The sequence below is a fragment of the Kitasatospora sp. NPDC058190 genome (assembly GCF_042883685.1).
Lineage (GTDB): Bacteria > Actinomycetota > Actinomycetes > Streptomycetales > Streptomycetaceae > Kitasatospora.
The window spans coordinates 40,073-57,968 of record NZ_JBHVVI010000059.1; the positions used below are offsets into that span (position 1 = coordinate 40,073).

At 73.1% G+C, this 17,896-nt stretch carries 14 protein-coding genes and 1 pseudogene; 10 read left to right on the forward strand and 5 right to left on the reverse strand.

Annotated elements, in window-relative coordinates:
- The first annotated feature begins 63 nt into the window (after positions 1–63).
- The 5 genes from ACFVWU_RS25440 (at position 64) to ACFVWU_RS25460 (ending at position 4,659) form a co-directional block, all read left to right on the forward strand.
- Positions 64–1,110, forward strand: a complete 1,047-nt coding sequence (locus tag ACFVWU_RS25440) for an ArsR family transcriptional regulator (protein ID WP_387625112.1) — start codon at positions 64–66, stop codon at positions 1,108–1,110.
- Between the two features lie 108 nt (positions 1,111–1,218).
- A complete protein-coding gene (locus ACFVWU_RS25445) occupies positions 1,219–2,118 on the forward strand; it encodes a glycerophosphodiester phosphodiesterase (protein WP_387625114.1) in 900 nt (299 codons plus the stop codon).
- Between the two features lie 153 nt (positions 2,119–2,271).
- The gene (locus ACFVWU_RS25450; protein ID WP_387625116.1) at positions 2,272–2,541 is read left to right on the forward strand and encodes a hypothetical protein; all 270 of its coding nucleotides are present in this window, start codon (positions 2,272–2,274) and stop codon (positions 2,539–2,541) included.
- Between the two features lie 90 nt (positions 2,542–2,631).
- A complete protein-coding gene (locus ACFVWU_RS25455) occupies positions 2,632–3,600 on the forward strand; it encodes a D-2-hydroxyacid dehydrogenase family protein (RefSeq protein WP_387625118.1) in 969 nt (322 codons plus the stop codon).
- Between the two features lie 42 nt (positions 3,601–3,642).
- On the forward strand, positions 3,643–4,659 hold the full coding sequence (locus ACFVWU_RS25460; RefSeq protein WP_387625120.1) for a hypothetical protein: 1,017 nt from the start codon (positions 3,643–3,645) through the stop codon (positions 4,657–4,659).
- Between the two features lie 10 nt (positions 4,660–4,669).
- Here the strand turns inward: ACFVWU_RS25460 and ACFVWU_RS25465 are convergent, their stop codons facing one another.
- Positions 4,670–6,262: a M4 family metallopeptidase gene (locus tag ACFVWU_RS25465; protein WP_387625122.1), complete on the reverse strand. Its 1,593-nt coding sequence runs from the start codon at positions 6,260–6,262 to the stop codon at positions 4,670–4,672.
- Positions 6,263–6,505: 243 nt separating this feature from the next.
- Here ACFVWU_RS25465 and ACFVWU_RS25470 point away from each other — a divergent pair, with 243 nt between their 5' ends.
- Positions 6,506–7,834: a hypothetical protein gene (locus tag ACFVWU_RS25470; protein ID WP_387625124.1), complete on the forward strand. Its 1,329-nt coding sequence runs from the start codon at positions 6,506–6,508 to the stop codon at positions 7,832–7,834.
- Positions 7,835–7,837: 3 nt separating this feature from the next.
- On the opposite strand, the gene ACFVWU_RS25475 is transcribed toward ACFVWU_RS25470, so the two are convergent.
- On the reverse strand, positions 7,838–9,946 hold the full coding sequence (locus ACFVWU_RS25475; protein ID WP_387625126.1) for an amino acid adenylation domain-containing protein: 2,109 nt from the start codon (positions 9,944–9,946) through the stop codon (positions 7,838–7,840).
- A 206-nt stretch (positions 9,947–10,152) separates the two neighbouring features.
- On the opposite strand from ACFVWU_RS25475, the gene ACFVWU_RS25480 reads away from it, so the two are divergent.
- The 4 genes from ACFVWU_RS25480 to efeU all read left to right on the forward strand — a co-directional run bounded on the left by ACFVWU_RS25480 (position 10,153) and on the right by efeU (position 14,541).
- Positions 10,153–10,968 (forward strand): ABC transporter ATP-binding protein, encoded by an 816-nt coding sequence (locus ACFVWU_RS25480; protein ID WP_387625128.1) that lies wholly within the window; start codon positions 10,153–10,155, stop codon positions 10,966–10,968.
- A gap of 144 nt (positions 10,969–11,112) precedes the next feature.
- A complete protein-coding gene (efeO, locus tag ACFVWU_RS25485; RefSeq protein WP_387625130.1) occupies positions 11,113–12,261 on the forward strand; it encodes an iron uptake system protein EfeO in 1,149 nt (382 codons plus the stop codon).
- 95 nt (positions 12,262–12,356) lie between these two features.
- Positions 12,357–13,661 (forward strand): iron uptake transporter deferrochelatase/peroxidase subunit, encoded by a 1,305-nt coding sequence (efeB, locus tag ACFVWU_RS25490; RefSeq protein WP_387625132.1) that lies wholly within the window; start codon positions 12,357–12,359, stop codon positions 13,659–13,661.
- A gap of 34 nt (positions 13,662–13,695) precedes the next feature.
- On the forward strand, positions 13,696–14,541 hold the full coding sequence (gene efeU / locus ACFVWU_RS25495; protein ID WP_387625134.1) for an iron uptake transporter permease EfeU: 846 nt from the start codon (positions 13,696–13,698) through the stop codon (positions 14,539–14,541).
- Between the two features lie 73 nt (positions 14,542–14,614).
- On the opposite strand, the gene ACFVWU_RS25500 is transcribed toward efeU, so the two are convergent.
- The 3 genes and pseudogenes from ACFVWU_RS25500 to ACFVWU_RS25510 form a co-directional block, all read right to left on the reverse strand.
- A complete protein-coding gene (locus ACFVWU_RS25500) occupies positions 14,615–14,893 on the reverse strand; it encodes a hypothetical protein (RefSeq protein WP_387625136.1) in 279 nt (92 codons plus the stop codon).
- A 133-nt stretch (positions 14,894–15,026) separates the two neighbouring features.
- Entirely contained in the window at positions 15,027–17,627 is a 2,601-nt protein-coding gene (locus tag ACFVWU_RS25505) for an ABC transporter permease (protein ID WP_387625138.1), read from the reverse strand.
- Positions 17,628–17,716: 89 nt separating this feature from the next.
- Positions 17,717–17,896: pseudogene (locus ACFVWU_RS25510) on the reverse strand (ABC transporter ATP-binding protein); the annotation flags it as partial.

Consider the following 17,896-nt stretch of genomic DNA (forward strand, 5'->3'; position numbering starts at 1 on the left):
ATCGGGACTGCACTAGCCTGATCGCCACTGATTCGAGCATGTGTGAATCCACGGGGGTGGGCGTTGGCGGCGGAGCTGCTGTTCACGGCGGGGGACCTGGCGCGGATGCGCTTCGCGGTCTCGCCGATGTGGGAGGTCGGCCCGAGCCTGCGACTGCTGGGCTCCGGCCTCCCGCACGCCGTCCACCGGCCCTGGGCGGAGCAGGTGCGGCCCCGGCTGGCGGCGCTCGGCCCGGCGTCCGGGCTGCTCGCCGAGCTCGTCCCGCCGACCGGCTACGTACCCGACTTCATCAACCCGGCCCCGGCCGGGCCCGCGCCCACCCTGGCCGAGGAGCTCGTCGCGATCCGGGCCACCCCCGCCGGGCAGGTCCGGCGCGACCTGGACCGGCTGGCGGCGGAACAGGGCCGGATCGGGCACCGGCTGCGGGCGCTGCACGCCGATCCGGCGGCCGGGCTGGCCCGAGTGACCGAGGCGGTCGAGGCGTACTGGGAGCTGGCGCTCGCGCCGTACTGGGCGAGGATCCGCGCGGTGCTGGACGCGGACGTGCTGCACCGGGCCCGGCAGGCCGCCGAGTACGGGGCCGAGCGGGTGCTGAACGACCTGCACGCGGAGCTGCGCTGGACGGAGGACACCCTGCGGCTGCGCCACCGGACCCGTCCGCTGCCCCGGCGCGCGGCTGGGGCGGGCCTGCTGCTGATCCCGTCCGCCTTCACCGGCCCGGGCCTGTACACCCGCCTCGGCCGACAGGACCCGTCAGGCTCGCAGGACCCGTCAGATTTGCAGGACTCGTCAGGTCGGCAGGACCCGCCGCAGCTCGCCTACCCGGCGCGCGGGATCGGCGGTCTCTGGGCGGCCGCCGCGCCGGCGCCCGGCACCGAGGCGCTGGCGGCGGTGCTCGGCCGCTCCCGCGCCCTGCTGCTGTCCGAGCTCGCCGCCCCGGCCTCGACCACCGAGCTGGCCCGGCGGACGGGGCTTTCGCCCTCGGCCGTGTCGCAGTACCTGACGGCGCTGCGGGACGCGCGCCTGGTGAGCGCCCACCGCGCGGGGCGCTGGGTGCTGTACGCCCGGACGGCCTCGGCGGAGGCGCTGTTGGCGCCGCTGGGTCCGTAGGCTCCGCCGGCACCGCCGGGGCCGAATGGCTGCTTCACCCACGAAACGTCACCGCCGGTTGCCGGTTCCGTCGGGGAAGGTCCGCCCGCGGCCCGTAGTGTGCCGGACATGACATCCAGTCAGCGCCACCGCCGTCGCCGCCCGACCGGCCTGGCCGCCGCGCTGCTCGCGGCCGGCCTCGGCAGCCTCTCCGTGACCGGAGCGCCCGCCGTGACGCCCACCGTGACGCCCGGCGCCCGCTGGATCCGCCCGACGGGCACGCCGATGACCGTCTTCGGCCACCGCGGCGCCGCCTCCGCCGCCCCCGAGAACACCCTGGTCTCGGACGAGGTGGCCCGCCGGGGCGGGGCCGAGTGGATCGAGGACGACGTCCAGCCGAGCAGGGACGGCGTCCCGTACGTGCTGCACGACGACACCGTGGACCGCACCACCAACGGCACCGGCCGGATCCGCGACCTGACCGCCGCCCAGCTCGACGCGCTGGACGCCGGCTCCTGGTTCGCCCCCTCCTACGCGGGCACCCGCCTGCCCACGCTCGCCGCCCAGTTGGACGACCTGCGCAACCGGGGCGGCAGGCTGCTGCTGGAGATCAAGGGCCCGCACACCAGGGACGAGGTCGCCCGGATCGTCCAGGTCGTGCGCGAGCACGGCATGACCGACCGGGTCTTCGTCCAGAGCTTCCAGGAGGAGGCGCTGCGCCACACCCGCGAGCTGGCCCCCGAACTGCCGCTCGGCCTGCTGCGCTCCACCCTCGACCCGGACCCGGTCGCCACCGCCCGCGACCTCGGCCTGAGCGCCTACAACCCGGCGGACGAGGCGCTGGCCACTCGCCCCGGGGTGGTCAAGGACCTGCACGCCGCCGGAGTGGCGGTCAACGTCTGGACGGTCGACCAGCCGGCCCGCTGGAAGGCGCTGGAGGCCGCCGGGGTGGACGGTGTCATCACCAACCGGCCCGCGGAGCTGGTGGGTTGGAACGAGGCCCGGGCGCAGTTCGGCGGCGCCCGCTAGGCTGCGCCCGTAGGAGCGGGATGGCCCCGACGAACGGGAGGGGACGGGACGGGCAACGGGATCGACTGGGCGGACCTCGTCCTGGAACCGCAGGGCTCGCTGACCGCCTTCGACGGTCGGCTCGTCCTCGACCTGGACACCCGGCTGGCCACCGTGGACGGCCGCGAGGCCCGACTCACCCGCGCCGACGCCAAGCTGCTGCGCGGCCTGATCGAGCTGGGCGAGGGGGCGCACGACCCGTACGTGATCCTCGCGAAGGTCTACTCCGTGATCCTCGACCCGCGTGAACTGAACCACCCGATGACCGTGTTGAACGCCAGGCTCGGCGAGCCGTGGTGGATCGAGCGGACCGGGGCCGGCTGGTCGCTGCGGCCGCCCGGGTCCGCTGGGCCCCCCGAGTTCGCCGGGCCCACCGCGTCGTGAAGTCGCCGAAGACAGCCCGGCCGGTCGGACGGCAGGCCACCGCCGGACCCGGCGCCCCGGAGCAGCGGAGCCGTCTGCGAGGCTGAGGTCATGACGCTTCCGACACTCCGCTGCGCCGTCCTCGACGACTTCCAGAACGTCGCCTCCAGCATCGTCGACTGGTCCCCGGTGGCCGACCGGGTCACGGTGACGGCGTTCCACGAGCACCACGGCTCGGAGGACGAACTCGCCGCAGCGCTCGCCGACTTCGACATCATCGTCACCCTGCGCGAGCGCGTGCCCTTCCCCGCTTCACTGTTCGCCCGGCTGCCGAAGCTCAAGCTGCTGATCGCCTCCGGCATGCGCAACTCGGTGATCGACTACGCGGGCGCCGAGGCACACGGCGTGACGGTCTGCGGCACCGCCAGCTCCGCAACCCCGCCGGTCGAACTGACCTGGGCGCTGCTGCTCGGCCTGGCCCGGGGCATCGTCCAGGAGAACACCGCGCTGCGCGAAGCCGGACCCTGGCAGAGCACCGTCGGCGCCGACCTGCACGGACGGGTGCTCGGGGTGCTCGGCCTCGGGCGGATCGGCGCGCTGGTGGCCAAGGTCGGGCTGGCCTTCGGGATGGACGTCGTCGCCTGGAGCCGGAACCTGACGGACCAGCGGGCGGCCGAGGCCGGCGTGCGCCGGGCGGCCGACAAGGAACAGCTGCTGCGCGAGAGCGACTTCGTCTCCCTCCACCTCGCCTCGAACGAGGGCACCCGGGCGCTGATCGGCGCCGCCGAACTCGCCCTGATGAAGCCCGAGGCCTACCTGGTCAACACCTCCCGGGCGGCGATCGTCGACCAGGACGCGCTGCTCGCCGCGCTCACCGAGGGCCGGATCGCTGGCGCCGGGGTGGATGTCTTCGACATCGAGCCGCTGCCCGCCGACCACCCGCTGCGCACCGCGCCCCGGCTGCTCGCCACTCCGCACCTGGGGTACGTCTCGCGGGACAACTACCGGCGGTACTACGGCGAGGCGGTGGAGGACATCGCGGCGTTCCTCGCGGGTGAGCCGATCCGCCGTCTGGGCTGATGTCGGCGCCCCCGGCCGGACCTCCGGTCGCATACTGACCGCATGACGTGCGGAGACGGTGGCCGGGGCACTGGGCGGCGCGAGGTGCTGCGGGCGGGTGCGGCGGCGGTGCTGCTGGGTGCGGCGGGGTGTGCGAGCGGGGCCAAACCACAGGCTCCGGCGACGAGTTCGGGTACGGCGCCGACCAAGGCGCCGACGCCGAGCGTGGCCGGGATGCCGACGCCGACCCCGCTGCCCAACCCGCCGCTCTGGCAGCCCGGCCCCGGCGAGATCCAGCCCGACGTCAAGCGCCGCGCCGTCGAGCTGGTGGCCGCGCTCGGGGCCTGGCCGCCCGGAGGGCAGGGCGCGGAGGCGGCCCGGGCCCGGGTGGCGGCGCTGGGGCTGCCGCCCGGGCTGGCGGACCAGGCCGGGCCGCTCGCCCCGGCGGCGGCCGAGGCGAGCCTGGAGGTGATCGACGCCCAGTACGGCGGGATCCTGGCCGACTCGGCGAGCGTGCTGGTGGTCTGCCGCCAGTGGACCAGGGGCGCCGACGGTTCGGTGGTCGGGGGCGGCACCACCGTGGACGTGCGGCTGAGCCGGGCCGAGCCGCGCTGGGCCGTCACCGCGCTGCACCCGGGGGAGCCGGGCCCGGCCGCCGCCTCGCCCGCCCCGGTGGTGGCCAGGGTGTTCGCCGAGCCGAGGATCGAGCTGCCGCCCGCGGCGGCGGCCGACCTGCGCAGCGGCGCCGTCCACGACAGCGTGCTCGCGGCGATGCTGCGGCTGGCCGGCCCGTACTCGCTCTCGGTGAGCGTGGTGCGCAGCGGCCATCCGCTGGACGTCTTCGGGACGACCCGGCCCAGCGACCATCCGCTGGGCCGGGCCTTCGACGTGTGGCGGATCGACGGTCGGGCGGTGGTGGACCCGGCCACGCCCCGGCAGCTGGTCGAGTCCTTCATGCGGGACGCGGCCGCCGCCGGTTCGTACAACGTGGGCGGGCCGGTGGTGATCGAGGGGGTCGGCAACCAGTTCTTCACCGACGACACCCACCACGACCACGTCCACGTGGGGTTCGACAGCTGAGCGCGGGGCCTCAGTTGACGTTGACCGCACTCCAGGCCGCGGCGACCGCGCCGTACTCGGCGCTGCCGGCGCCGTACAGGTCGCGGGCGGCGTTGAGCGAGGCGGCCCGGGCGCCCTTGTAGGTCGTCGTCGAGGTCATGTAGACGGTCAGCGCGCGGTACCAGATCTTGGCGACCTTCTGGTTTCCGATGCCGGCCACCGTGGAGTTGTTGCAGGTGGGGCTGTTGTAGGTGACGCCGTTGATGGTCTTGCTGCCGCTGCCCTCGCTGGCGAGGTAGAACCAGTGGTTGCCGACGCCCGAGGAGTTGTGGACGTCGAGTTTGCCGACCGAGCTGCTCCAGCAGTCCGCCGAGCGGCCGTCCAGCGAGGGCTTGTCGAAGCGGCGCAGCCACGGCGGGGTGGACTGGTCGCTGAAGAGGTAGTCGCCGGTGTCGATCTTGTTGTTGGCGTACCACTCCACCATGGTGCCGAAGATGTCGCTGGTGGACTCGTTGAGGCCGCCGGACTCGCCGCTGTAGCGCAGGTTGGCGGTGGCGCTGGTGACGCCGTGGGTCATCTCGTGGCCCATGGTGTCGAGGTCGACCTGCTCGGGGTCGGTGGTGCCGTTGCCGTCGCCGGTCATCATGCAGAAGCAGCTGTCGGACCACTGGGCGTTGTCCCAGTTGGTGCCGACGTGGACGAAGACGGTGGCGCCCTTGCCGTCGTTCTTGATGCCGTTCCGGCCGTGGACGTTCTTGTAGTAGTCGTACGTCCAGGCGGTGTTGGCGTGGGCGTCGACGGCGGCGGTGGCGCGGTCGGTGGAGAACTTCTTCCCGTCGCCCCAGACGTTGGTGGTACTGGTGAAGGCGGTGCCGGAGCTCGCCTTGACCGAGCCGGCGGAGAGGTTGCCGGCGTCCTTGGTGACGTGGCCGCGGACCGGGTCGGTGAGGGTGTAGCCGCCGCTGACCGGGGTGGTGCCGAGGGTGACCTGGCCGGTGTACTCCGAGTTCCCGGTGCCGGAGGCCTGGTGTTCGGCGTCGTAGGACTCGATCTGCCCGCCCGTGGTGGCGTCGGTGACGACCACCTTGCCGGCGGGCTCCCCGTGCGGGCCGGTGCCCTCGACGACGGTGCGCCAGGCGAGGCGCGGGGTGCCGTCGGCGGCCCAGACCACCAGTTCGGGGGTGCTGACGGCGTCCTGGACGCCGGGGGCGGCGGCCAGCCCCTCGGCGGCGCCGGCCTGGGCGGGCACCTTGGGGACGGTGGACTTCACGGCGGCGTCGTGGGCGGCCGCGCGGGAGGTGTCCTTGAGCTTGCCGCGGGCGTCCTGGTGGACCACCAGGTCACCGCCGACCACCGGCAGGCCCTGGTAGGTGCGGTCGAAGCGGACGTGGGAGGCGCCGTCGGCGTCGAGCACGACGTCCTTGAGCACGAGGTCCTGGCCGGCGCCGAAGCCGAACACCCCCGCGTTGCGGGTGACGTTGGCGCGGGCCTGGGCTATCGCGGCCTCGCGCGTGCCGGGGGCGGCGGAGGCCGTGGTGGCGGGGATCGCGACGGCGGCGAGGGCGGCGACGACCGCGACGGCTCCCGCCGTGCGGGCACGGCGGGAAGAGGAGGTGGGGCTCACTCTGACTCCAGTGGGGGTAGCTGCAGGGAAAAGAGCTGCGACAGAGATTGACGGCGATCAGTCAGATTGAGCTAGAGGAAAGGTCATAACTTTGCCAAGTTGTGTCCTTGTCCAATCAAAAATGATCGGAAGTTAACAAGCGGTCTACGCTGCCGTCGTGACGATCGACTACCAGCGGCGCGTGTGGTCCACGGCCCACCGAGGCAGGGCTGTTGGCGCTCTGAAGCTCTAGGCTCTCACTCCATGGACGGATGGGTGGGGGCCTGGACCGGCGGGCGGGCGGCGGTCCACATCGGCAACGTCGCGGACTTCAACGCGCAGTTCTTCGTGCCCGGCATGGACGCGGCCCAGCGCGCCCGGCGGCTGCGGCAGGCGCACCACTACGCCTGCCTGGCCGCCTGCTACAGCCCGGAACCGGCGCTGCTGGTGCTGCCCGCCGAGGTGGACCGGGAGTGGATCGACCGGCTGGCCCGGGAGTTGGCCTGGGGCCCGGTCGAACTGCACAGCGGGGTGGCGGTCGGCCGGACGGTGGCCGAGGCGCTCGCCGACCGGCCCGCCCTGGCCGCGCGGATCGCCGACTCCGGCCACCCGGTGGTCCGTTGGGGCCGAACGCCAGAGGACGAGGACGGGCCCGAGCTGGCCGCCGTCCGCCGGTACGAGTCCAAGGCCGCCGCCCACGAGCTGTTCGCCGCCCTCGCGCCCGGGCACCCCGGGATCACCGTCCCGGCGCAGGAACGCCCGGGCGGCCGCCGCCGGGCGGCGAGGAGGCTGACCGCCCGCGCCGCCCGGGGCCTGACCACCGTGCTGAAGAGCCCGCACGGCGTCGGCGGCTACGGCACGATCGTGGTCGAACCCGCCGAGCTCTTCGCCGCCGGAGGTGGAGGCGCCCTGCTGCGCCGCCTGGTCCGCTCCGAAATCCTGCCGTCCCAAGGCGAGTTGCTGTTGGAGGAGTACGTCGACGCGGGCCCGGCCGCCCGGTTGCGCGACCTCACCTACGACGCCGTGATCGGCCCGGACGGCACCGTCCACCCGGTCGGCGCGGGCGCCATGGAGGTGGCCGGCACCCGCTACCAGGGCGCCACCGTCGGTCCTGGCGCGGTGCCCCGGGCCGCCGCCGAGACGGCCCGCGGCTTCGCCCTCGCGGTGGGGGAGCGGCTGGCCGCCGACGGCTACCGCGGCTGGTACGACGTCGACTTCGTCACCGACCGGCAGCGCCGGCTCGCCCCCACCGAGATCAACCTGCGGCTCACCGGCCCCGCGATCGCCTTCATGCTGCGCGAACGCCTCGACCGGGTGCGCGGCCACGGCCACCTGGTCCGCACCCTGGACGCGATGCCGCTCGGCGCCCGGCTGGCCCCCGAGGCGCTGTACGACCACCTCGACCGGCTGCGCCCGCGCTGCGCCCGGCTCGGCGTCACCCTGCTGCCGCTGATCCCGACGGCGGGTCACGACCCGGAGCCCGCCGTCGGCCTCGCCCTGGCCGGGCCGGACGCCGAGGCGCTGGACGCCGCGCAGGCGCTGCTCACGGCGGCCAACCACGCGCTGACCGGGATGTTCGAAGCGCTGCGCTGAGACCTACTTCTTCGGGGTCTTCGGCTTCCGCAGCAGGAAGGTCACGACCACCACCGCGGCCAGCATCAGCGGGATGTTGAACACGTAGACCAGCACGGCCTCGCGGGTCCAGTCGGTGGCGGCGGTAAGCCGGTAGAGGTTGTCCTGCGGCCACCAGGAGGCGAGCAGCCAGAAGACCGAGAAGTAGGTCAGCAGGGACAGCCGGTACGACCGGCCCTGCCGGAGGATCGCCGGCAAGCCGAGGAAGAGGAAGGCCATCCCGGCGCCGAAGGCCAGGTTCTCGCAGAGGTAGAGCAGCGAGAACCAGAAGTGGTAGCCGTCGGGCACCGCCCAGAGGTCCGTCGCGCCCTTGAAGAACACACGGGTGAAGAGCCAGGCGAAGAGCGCACCGAACACCACGATGAAGCCCGCCAGACAGCCCAGCGCGTCCGACCCCGAACCGCCGCCCCCGGCCTTGCCGCCGCCTTTCCTGCTGCCGCCCGCCTTGGCCGAACGCGGCCCGGTGTGCTCCGGCGGCGCCGGCAGCGGCAACTTGGAGCGGTCCAGCTTCCCGGCCCGGGTGCGCGGCAGCTCCGGGACGCAGATCACGGCGGCCGGCACTGAGAAGCCCTTGAGCTCGGTCAGCAGGTACTGGGTGAGCGACCAGCCGTCCACCCCCTCCGGCGCCCCCTGGGCGGGCACCGCGTAGCCGACCAGCTGCCGCTGCCCGGGTCGGGGCTCCACCTCGACGACGGCCGCCTCCTGCACCGCCGGGTGCGCGCGCAGCGCGCCCTCCGCGCGGGCCGCCGCCCTGACCCGGGTGGCCACCGAGGTCGCCCGGTCCGCGCCCAGCGGCCCGACCACGGTCGACGCCCGGCCGACGAACTCCAGGACGCCGTCCGCCCGGAGCAGCCCGAGGTCGCCGGTCAGCAGCACCCGCCCGTCCGGGTCGAAGTCCGCCCGGACGAAGCGGCGGGCGGTGTCCACCGGCCGGTTGAGGTAGCCGCGGCTCAGGCCGCCGCCCGCGATCGCGATCTCGCCGACCCGCCCGGGCGCCACCGGGGTGGCGTGCGGCCCCAGCACGTACACCCGGGTGCCGGGGAAGGGGCGGCCGACCAGCGAGACCCGCTCGGCGCCCTCGGCGGCGGCCGCGCCGCGCACGTCGAAGTAGGTGCTGTCCACGGTGGCCTCGGCCAGTCCGTAGACGTTCAGCACCCGGGTGCCGTCGCCGAGCAGCCGCTGCAGGCCCAACTGCTCGTCCAGGTACCACTTCTCGGCGCCCACGGTGAGCAGCCGCACCCCGGGCAGCGAGCCGCCGGTCGCGCTCAGCAGGGCGGTGAGGCGGCGCGCGGTGCGGACGTTCAGCTCCATGACGGTGATCCGCTCCTCCGCCACCAGGGCGGGCAGGGCGGCGAGGTCGGCGGTGCGGTCCAGGGTGAGGTTGAACGGGGTGACCACCAGGGTCGCGCCGGTGCCCAGCGCGCGGACCCAGTCGGCCGTGAAGACGTCGAACTCCAGGCTCGCCGTCTGCAGGATCCGGTCCTCGGGCGTGAGCCCGTACACCTCGCGCCAACCCGCGTACGCGGCCAGCAGGTTGCGGTGCTCGATCAGCGCGCCGGTGGGCAGGCCGGTGGAGCCGGAGGTGTAGAAGACGCAGGCGAGGTCGCCCGGGGCGACCTCGGGGCACTCGAACTCCCCGTCCGGTAACGCGAGGGTGTCGACGCAGACCGGCTGCGCCCCGCCCGCGTCCGACAATCGGACCCGGTGCCGCTCCTCGGTCAGCACCAGCTCGGGCGCGGCGTCGGCCAGCACGTGCCGCAGCAGCGCGTCGGGCGCGGTCGGCTCCAGCGGCACGAACGCGGCGCCCGCCTTCAGCACCGCCAGCATCGCGACGAACACCTCGGTGCCCCGCCCCAGCGCGACTGCCGCCCGGCCGCCCGGGGCCAGCCCGCTCCGTGCCAGGTGGGCGGCCAGCCGCCCGGCCCGCGCGTCCAGCTCCCGGTACGTCAGCTCGGTGTCGCCGCAGCGCACCGCCACCGCCTGCGGGGCCCGGCGCGTCTGGTGCTCGACCAGCCCGTGCAGCGTGGTGGCCGCCCGGTCGGTGTCCGTGGTCATCGAGTCGTCCGTGGTCATCGAGCCTCCCCTTTCTCCCCCAAGGAAGAGCACAATCCTCCTCCCAACTCCCCGCGCGCAAGAGGGTTCTGGCGCGTCCACGGCTTGGACGGCCGGGGTCCGGTCCGGCCGACGGCTGTACGGTGCGCACGGACGGTCGGCGCCGGCCCGTCCGGTGCGGCGCCCCCGCCCGTACCTGCCCGGCACCGCGATCGGAGATCTGGAACATGAGCGCGTCCTTCGACGGCCCGCTGCTGCGCACCCACGACGTGGACGTCGTGCGCGACGGCCGCCACCTGCTGCGCGGGATCACCCTGGAGATCCAGCCCGGCGAGCACTGGGCGTTGCTCGGCCCCAACGGCGCGGGCAAGTCCACCCTGCTCGCCCTGCTCGGCGCGGTCTCCCACCCCACTCGGGGCACGGTGGACGTGCTCGGCCGCCGGCTCGGCCGGGTGGACATCCGCGAACTGCGCGCCCACCTCGGGCACGTCAACCCGCGCCACCCGCTGCACTCGCCGCTGACCGTGCGCGAGGTGGTGCTCACCGGGCACACCAACACCATCGAGCCGGAGTGGCACCGCAAGCCCGCCCCCGAGGCGGTGCAGCGGGCCGAGCGGCTGATCGAGACGCTCGGCATGACCGCGATGGCCGAGGCCCCGTGGGCCACCCTCTCCCAGGGCGAGCGGGGCCGGGCCCTGATCGCCCGTGCCCTGATGCCCAGCCCCCGGCTGCTGCTGCTCGACGAACCCGCCACCGGGCTGGACCTGACCGCCCGCGAACTGCTCCTGGACAGCCTGGACCTGCTGCGCCACCAGCACCCCGAGCTGGCCAGCGTGCTGGTCACCCACCACCTGGAGGAACTGCCGGAGAGCACCACCCACGCCCTGCTGCTGCGCGCCGGGGAGTGCGTGGCGGCCGGGCCGGTGGACGAGGTGATGACCACCGGGCTGATCAGCGAGACCTTCGGCCACCCGATCCGGATCTCCCGTCACGAGGGCCGCTGGACGGCCCGTGCCGCCGCCCGCCGCACCCCGGGGAGGTAACGCTTCGAGCGGGGTTCGAGGGGGGCGGGTATCAACGGTAAAGACTTCTTACGTAAGGTATGCCTTAGCTAAAAAGGAGGCGCCGGCCTGGCCGGTGCTTTACCCGGCCTTGGCACCCCCATGCCCTTTTCCGTTGGAGCCCCCATGCCCGCCCGCCGCCGTTCCACCGCAGCCGTGCTGCTCACCCTCGCCGTGGCGACCGCCACCCTGGCCGGCTGCGCGTCGAAGAAGGACGACAAGGCGGGCGGTGCGGACGCGGTCAAGGTGAACGCCACCGACACCGCCTGCGAGGTCTCCAGGACCAGCTTCCCGGCCGGCCACGTGGTCCTGGACATCAGCAACAAGGGCTCCAAGACCACCGAGGTCTACGTCTACGCCGCCGGCGACAAGATCGTCACCGAGCGCGAGAACATCGGCCCCGGCACCAAGGCCACCATCAACGCCGAGATCAAGGCCGGCTCCTACGAGGTCGCCTGCAAGCCCGGCATGGTCGGTGACGGCATCCGGCAGAAGATCACCGTGACCGGCGAGGGCGGCAGCTCCGCCCCCGCCGACCCGCGCCTGGCTGCCGCCGTCGACGCCTACCGCACGTACGCCCAGGAGCAGGCCGACGCCACCGTCCCGGCCGTCCAGGCCTTCGCCGACGCGATCAAGGCCGGCGACCTGGCGAAGGCCAAGTCGCTGTACGCTCCCTCGCGCACCGGCTGGGAGCGCACCGAGCCGGTCGCCGAGAGCTTCGGGGACGTCGACCCCAAGACCGACACCCGCGAGGACAAGCTGGAGCAGGGCCAGCAGTGGACCGGCTGGCACCGGCTGGAGAAGGCCCTGTGGGCCGACGCCAGGATCGGCGACGACGAGAAGAAGCTCGCCGACCAGTTGGTCAACGACCTCAAGGACTGGCAGCAGAAGATCCCCTCCGCCGAGATCACCGCGACCAGCATGGCCAACGGCGCCAAGGAACTCCTGGACGAGGTCGCCACCAACAAGATCACCGGCGAGGAGGACCGCTACAGCCACACCGACCTGGCCGACTTCCAGGCCAACGTCGAGGGTGCCCAGAAGGCCTACGAGCTGCTGAAGCCGGTCGCCGCCGAGAAGGACCCGGAGCTGGCCAAGACCCTCGACTCCGAGTTCGCCGCGATCAACGTCCTGCTCGCCAAGTACAAGCAGGCCGACGGCACCTTCACCCCCTACGACAAGGTCGCCGACGCCGAGCGCAAGACCTTCTCCGACGCGGTCAACTCGCTGGGCGAGCCGCTGTCGAAGCTGGCCGCCGCCGTGGTCGTCAAGTGACCGGCCGCCGGTAGCAGTTCCCCCGCGCCGGGGCCGTGGCCCCGGCGATCCAGCGACAACGCAGTTCAGCAAGAGTGAGAAGGGCCAGCCCGCCGATGGACGCCGAGAACGAGAAGCGGAACGGCACGCCGGCCGCTGCCGCCACAGACAACCGGGGCGCGGTCAGCCGACGCGCCGTCATCGGCTGGGCCGGCGCGGGCGTCGCGCTCGGCGCCGCCGCCGTCGGCTCGGTCGCCGCCGCCAGCCGGCAGGACGACGAGCCGGCCCCCGCGCCGGGCACGGCCACCGGCGCCGAGGTGCCCTTCTACGGCGAGCACCAGTCGGGCATCGCCACCCCGGTCCAGGACCGGCTGCACTTCGCGGCCTTCGACGTCTCCGAGACGGCCACCCGGGAATCCCTGGTCAAGCTGCTCAAGGAGTGGACCAAGGCGGCCGCCGCGATGACCGGCGGCCGCGAGGTCGGGACCGGCGCGGCGAGCGGCCTGCCCGAGGCACCGCCGGACGACACCGGCGAGGCCATGGGCCTGCCCGCCTCCCGGCTCACCCTCACCGTCGGCTTCGGGCCCGGCCTGTTCGAGAAGGACGGCACCGACCGCTTCGGCCTCAAGGCCCGGCGCCCCGAGGCCCTGATCGACCTGCCGAACTTCAAGGGCGACAAGCTCGACCCGCTGCGCAGCGGCGGCGACATCTGCGTCCAGGCCTGCGCCGACGATCCGCAGGTCGCCGTGCACGCGATCCGCAACCTCGCCCGGATCGGCATGGGCACCGTCAGCATCCGCTGGTCCCAGCTGGGCTTCGGCAAGACCTCCTCCACCACGCCGGACGCGCAGACCCCGCGCAACCTGATGGGGTTCAAGGACGGCACCCACAACATCGCGGGCACCGACACCGCGAAGCTCTCCGAGCACGTCTGGGCCGTCCCCGGCGACGGCCCGGAGTGGATGACCGGCGGCTCCTACCTGGTGGCCAGGCGGATCCGGATGCACATCGAGACCTGGGACCGCACCTCGCTCAAGGAGCAGGAGGACACCTTCGGCCGCACCAAGGGCGAGGGAGCCCCCTACGGCAGGGCCAAGGAGCACGACGCCCCCGACCTCAAGGCGATGCCCGCGACCTCGCACGTCGCCCTGGCCCACCCGGACGCCAACAACGGCCTGATGATCCTGCGCCGCGGCTTCTCCTTCACCGACGGCACCGACGGCCTCGGCCGTCTGGACGCCGGGCTGTTCTTCCTCGCCTACCAGCGGGACACCCGCAAGGCCTTCGTGCCGCTACAGCAGCGGCTCGCGGGCTCGGACAAGCTCAACGAGTACATCCAGCACGTCGGCTCCGCCCACTTCGCCTGCCCGGCGGGCGTGCGCAAGCCGGGGGAGTGGTGGGGCCAGGCCCTGTTCGGCTGATGTCACCCGCCCCTACCACCCTGAGGAGTCAGCCGTGTTCGGCAACTACCTGATCGGCCTGCGCGAAGGCCTCGAAGCCAGCCTGGTCGTCTGCATCCTGATCGCCTACCTGGTCAAGACCGACCGCCGGGACAAGCTGCCGCCGGTGTGGCTCGGCGTCGGCTCGGCCGTGGTGCTCTCGATGGTCTTCGGCGCGGTGCTGCAGTTCGGCTCCTCGCAGCTGACCTTCGAGGCCCAGGAGGCGCTCGGCGGTTCGCTGTCGATCATCTCGGTCGGGCTGGTGACCTGGATGGTGTTCTGGATGCGGCGCACCGCCCGGCACCTGAAGACCGAGCTGCACGGCAAGCTGGACGCGGCGATCGCGATGGGCACGACGGCCCTGGTGGTCACCTCCTTCCTGGCGGTCGGCCGCGAGGGCCTGGAGACCGCGCTGTTCATCTGGTCGGCGGTACAGGCCACCGACGACGGCTGGAACCCGCTGGTCGGCGCCGCGCTCGGCCTGCTCACCTCGGTGGTGCTCGGCTGGCTGTTCTACCGGGGCGCGCTGAAGATCAACCTGGCGAAGTTCTTCACCTGGACCGGCGCGATGCTGGTCGTGGTCGCGGCCGGCGTGCTCGCCTACGGCGTGCACGACCTGCAGGAGGCCGGCTGGCTGCCCGGCCTGCACAGCCTGGCCTTCGACATCTCCAGCACCATCCCCAAGGACAGCTGGTACGGCACCCTGCTGAAGGGCGTGTTCAACTTCCAGCCGGACCCGACGGTGCTGCAGCTGGTGGTCTGGCTGCTCTACCTGCTGCCGACCCTGGCCGTCTTCTTCAACCTGTTCGGCGGCAACAAGGCCAAGCCCGCCCTGCCGGTCACCGCCAAGTCGGCCGCCTGACCCAGCATTTCCCCGTAGCCCGCCCCGCCCGGCACCCGCCGCGCGGGGCGGTCGCGTGCGTGCCGCGCACTGGTCAGTGGCCGGGGCGCAGCACCGCCAGGCCGATGACGAATACGATGAACCCGATGACCCCGAGGATGATCGGCGCCGGGCTGAACTCCTGCCGGAACCCGTCCGCGCCGTGGTCGGACGACAGGTGCTCCTCGGCCTTGGCCCGGGCGGAGAACACGGCCTGCCTGCGGTAGCCGCAGGTCTCGCACTTCACGTGACGGACGTCGCCGTAGCCCCGGGTGATCCGCATGACGTGCTGGCGGCCGTCCGGGCCCTCGCCCGTGATCCGGCTCGACTCCATGGCCAACCCCCTCGCGACGCACCGATCCTGCGCACCGATGCTCGCACACGCCCCCGACGAACCGTCGCCGCACTGGTCCGTGACGCACCGGAGCCCCGGACGGCGTACCGTCCGGGGCTCCGTACCAGCCGCGCTACTCGCTCTTGATGGCGCCCAGGATGTCCATCTTCGCAGCCTTGTAGGCGGGCCAGAGGGCGGCCACCAGGCCGACCACGGCGGCCGCCAGCAGGAAGCCGAGGATCTGCAGCGGTGGCACCTCGGTGGTGATGCCCTTGAAGGTGTCCGCCAGGGTGCGCAGGCCTGCCCAGGCGACCACGATGCCGAGGACGACGCCGACCAGCCCGCCGAACAGCGCGATCAGCAGAGACTCCAGCCGGACCATCCGGCGGATGCCGAGCCGGTCCAGGCCGATCGCCCGCAGCATGCCGATCTCCCGGCGGCGCTCGAAGACCGACATCGCCATGGTGTTGACGACGCCGAGCACCGCGATCACCACGGACATCCCGAGCAGCCCGTACATCATGTTCAGGATGCCGGTGACGATCTGGCGGTTCTCCGCCTTGATGTCCTTCTCGCCCTTGACGGCGATCAGCGGGTTGCCACCGGTCGCGTCGCGCAGCGCCTGCTTCAGCTTCCCGGTCGGACCGTCGGTGCCCTTCACCAGGACCCGGTTCGGACCGGTGCCGGGTGCCGCGTGCGGGCCGACGACGGCGTCGGGGGCGACGATCCCGGTCAGCGAGGTGCTGGACTCCAGCACGCCGCCGACGGTCAGCGAGCCCTTGGTGCCGTCCGGGTAGGTGACGGCAAGCGTGTCGCCGACCTTGTAGCGGGTGCGCCCGGAGGAGCCGGAGTTGACCAGCATCTTGCCCTGCTTGAGGGCGTCCGCGGCGCCCTCCTTGACCTTGACGGTGGCCAGCTGGTCGATGGTCGCGCCGTCCACCGCCGTCAGCCACTCGGTGTCCGCGCCGTCCGCGCCGTCTGCGCCGTGCGAGCTGTCCGCGCCGTTCGCGCCGATTGTCACCGGGACGGTGCGCTCCACGCTCATCGCGCTGACGCCGGGCGCCTTGGCGATCTGGGCGGCGACCTCGGGGGAGAGCATCGAGAAGTTCTGCATGGTGACCGTGAAGTCGGCCTTGAGGTCGCTCGCGGTCGCCTTGTCCACGGCCTTGTTCACCGAGGCACCGACCACGGTCAGCGCGGTGATCAGGGTGACGCCGATGGTCAGCGCCGAGGCGGTGGCGGCGGTGCGGCGCGGGTTGCGGATCGCGTTCTCCTTGGCCAGCCGGCCCGGGGTGCCGTACAACCCGCGCAGCAGCGGGGCGAACAGTGCGATCAGCGGCCGCGACAGCAGCGGGGTCAGCACGAACACGCCGATCAGCAGCGCGCCCGCGCCGGCCCCGACCAGCTTGACCTCCTTGCTCGACGCACCCGCGACCAGCGCGGCCACGCCGGCCAGGGCGAACAGCAGGCCGATGGTGTTGCGGACCACCAGGCTCTTCTGGGTGGCGGGCTGCTCGGCCGAGCTCATCGCCGCCACCGGCGCGATCCGGGAGGCCCGGCGGGCGGGCAGCCAGGCGGCCAGCAGCGTCACCAGCACGCCGACCGCGATCGCGGCGACCACCGTGGTCGGTGCGACGATCAGCGGGCCGTCCGGCAGGTTGGCGTCCATCGGGCCGTTGAGCAGCGCCTTGAATCCGGCGGCGATGCCGATGCCGGCCACCAGACCGGCCACCGACGCGGTCAGGCCGACCAGCGCCGCCTCGATCTTGACGGAGCGGGTGATCTGCTTGCGGCTGGCGCCGATGGCGCGCAGCAGGGCCAGCTCCTTGGTGCGCTGGGCGACCAGCATGGTGAAGGTGTTGGCGATGATGAAGATGCCGACGAAGAGCGCGATGCCCGCGAAGACCAGCAGGGCGGTGCTCATGCCCTTGGTGCCCTGCTGGATCATCCGGTCCTGCTCGTCGGCCAGTTCGCGGCCGGTCCTGGCGTCGAGGTTGTCGCCGTGCGGGACGGTCTGCTTGACGGCGGCGAGCAGCGCGGAGTCGTCGGTGCCGGGCTTGGCCTTGACGTCCAGCCCGCCGAAGCGGCCCGGGCTCAGATAGAGCTGCTGGGCGGTGGCGCTGTCGAACGCGGCCAGCGAGCCGCCGGCCACCACACGCGGGTCGTTGGTGCGCAGGGTGCCGGTGAGCTTGAGCTCCATCACCGGGCCGTTGACGGCTACCCGGACGGTGTCGCCGACCTTGTAGCCGCCCTTCTCGGCGGTCTTGGCGTCCAGTGCGATCTCGGTGGCGTTCTTCGGGCCGCGCCCCTCGACCAGCGGGTAGCGCTGGTCGGTGCCGTCGGCGCCCGGCACGTAGTTGGTGCCGGTGGTGGAGAAGCCGTTGCCGATCAGCGCGCCCTTCTTGTCGGCGATGCCGGCGAAGCCGCTGACCACCCCGCGCACGTCGGCCACGCCGGGCAGCGCCGCGACGGCCTTGCGGGTGTCCTCGGTGAGGGTCGGGCCGTTGTGGGCCCTGCTGCCGTGGTCGTAGGCGCGGCCGACGGCCTCCCGGTCGCTGACCGTGACGGTGATGTCGGTGTAGCTCTTGGAGTTCTGGGACCTGAGCGCGCTGCCGAGCGTGTCGGTGAAGACGAGCGTACCGGCCACGAAGGCGGTGCCGAGCATGACGGCCAGCGCCGTCATCAGTAGGCGGCCCTTGTGGGCCAGCACGTTGCGTAGTGCGGTGCGGAACATGAGGAGGTGTCAGTCCTGGGGTTGCTCGTGGGACGGGTGGCTTCGGTGGAGCGGGTGGCCGGGCTGTCGAGCCCTGGCTGGGTGTCGCCTCAGCTGGTTCGGCCCTTGGCGTCGAAGCGGCGCATGCGGTCCAGGACGGTGTCGGCGGTGGGGGCGAGGAGTTCGTCGACGATGCGGCCGTCGGCGAGGAAGACGACGCGGTCGGCGTAGGAGGCGGCGACGGGGTCGTGGGTGACCATGACGACGGTCTGGCCGAGTTCGCGTACGGA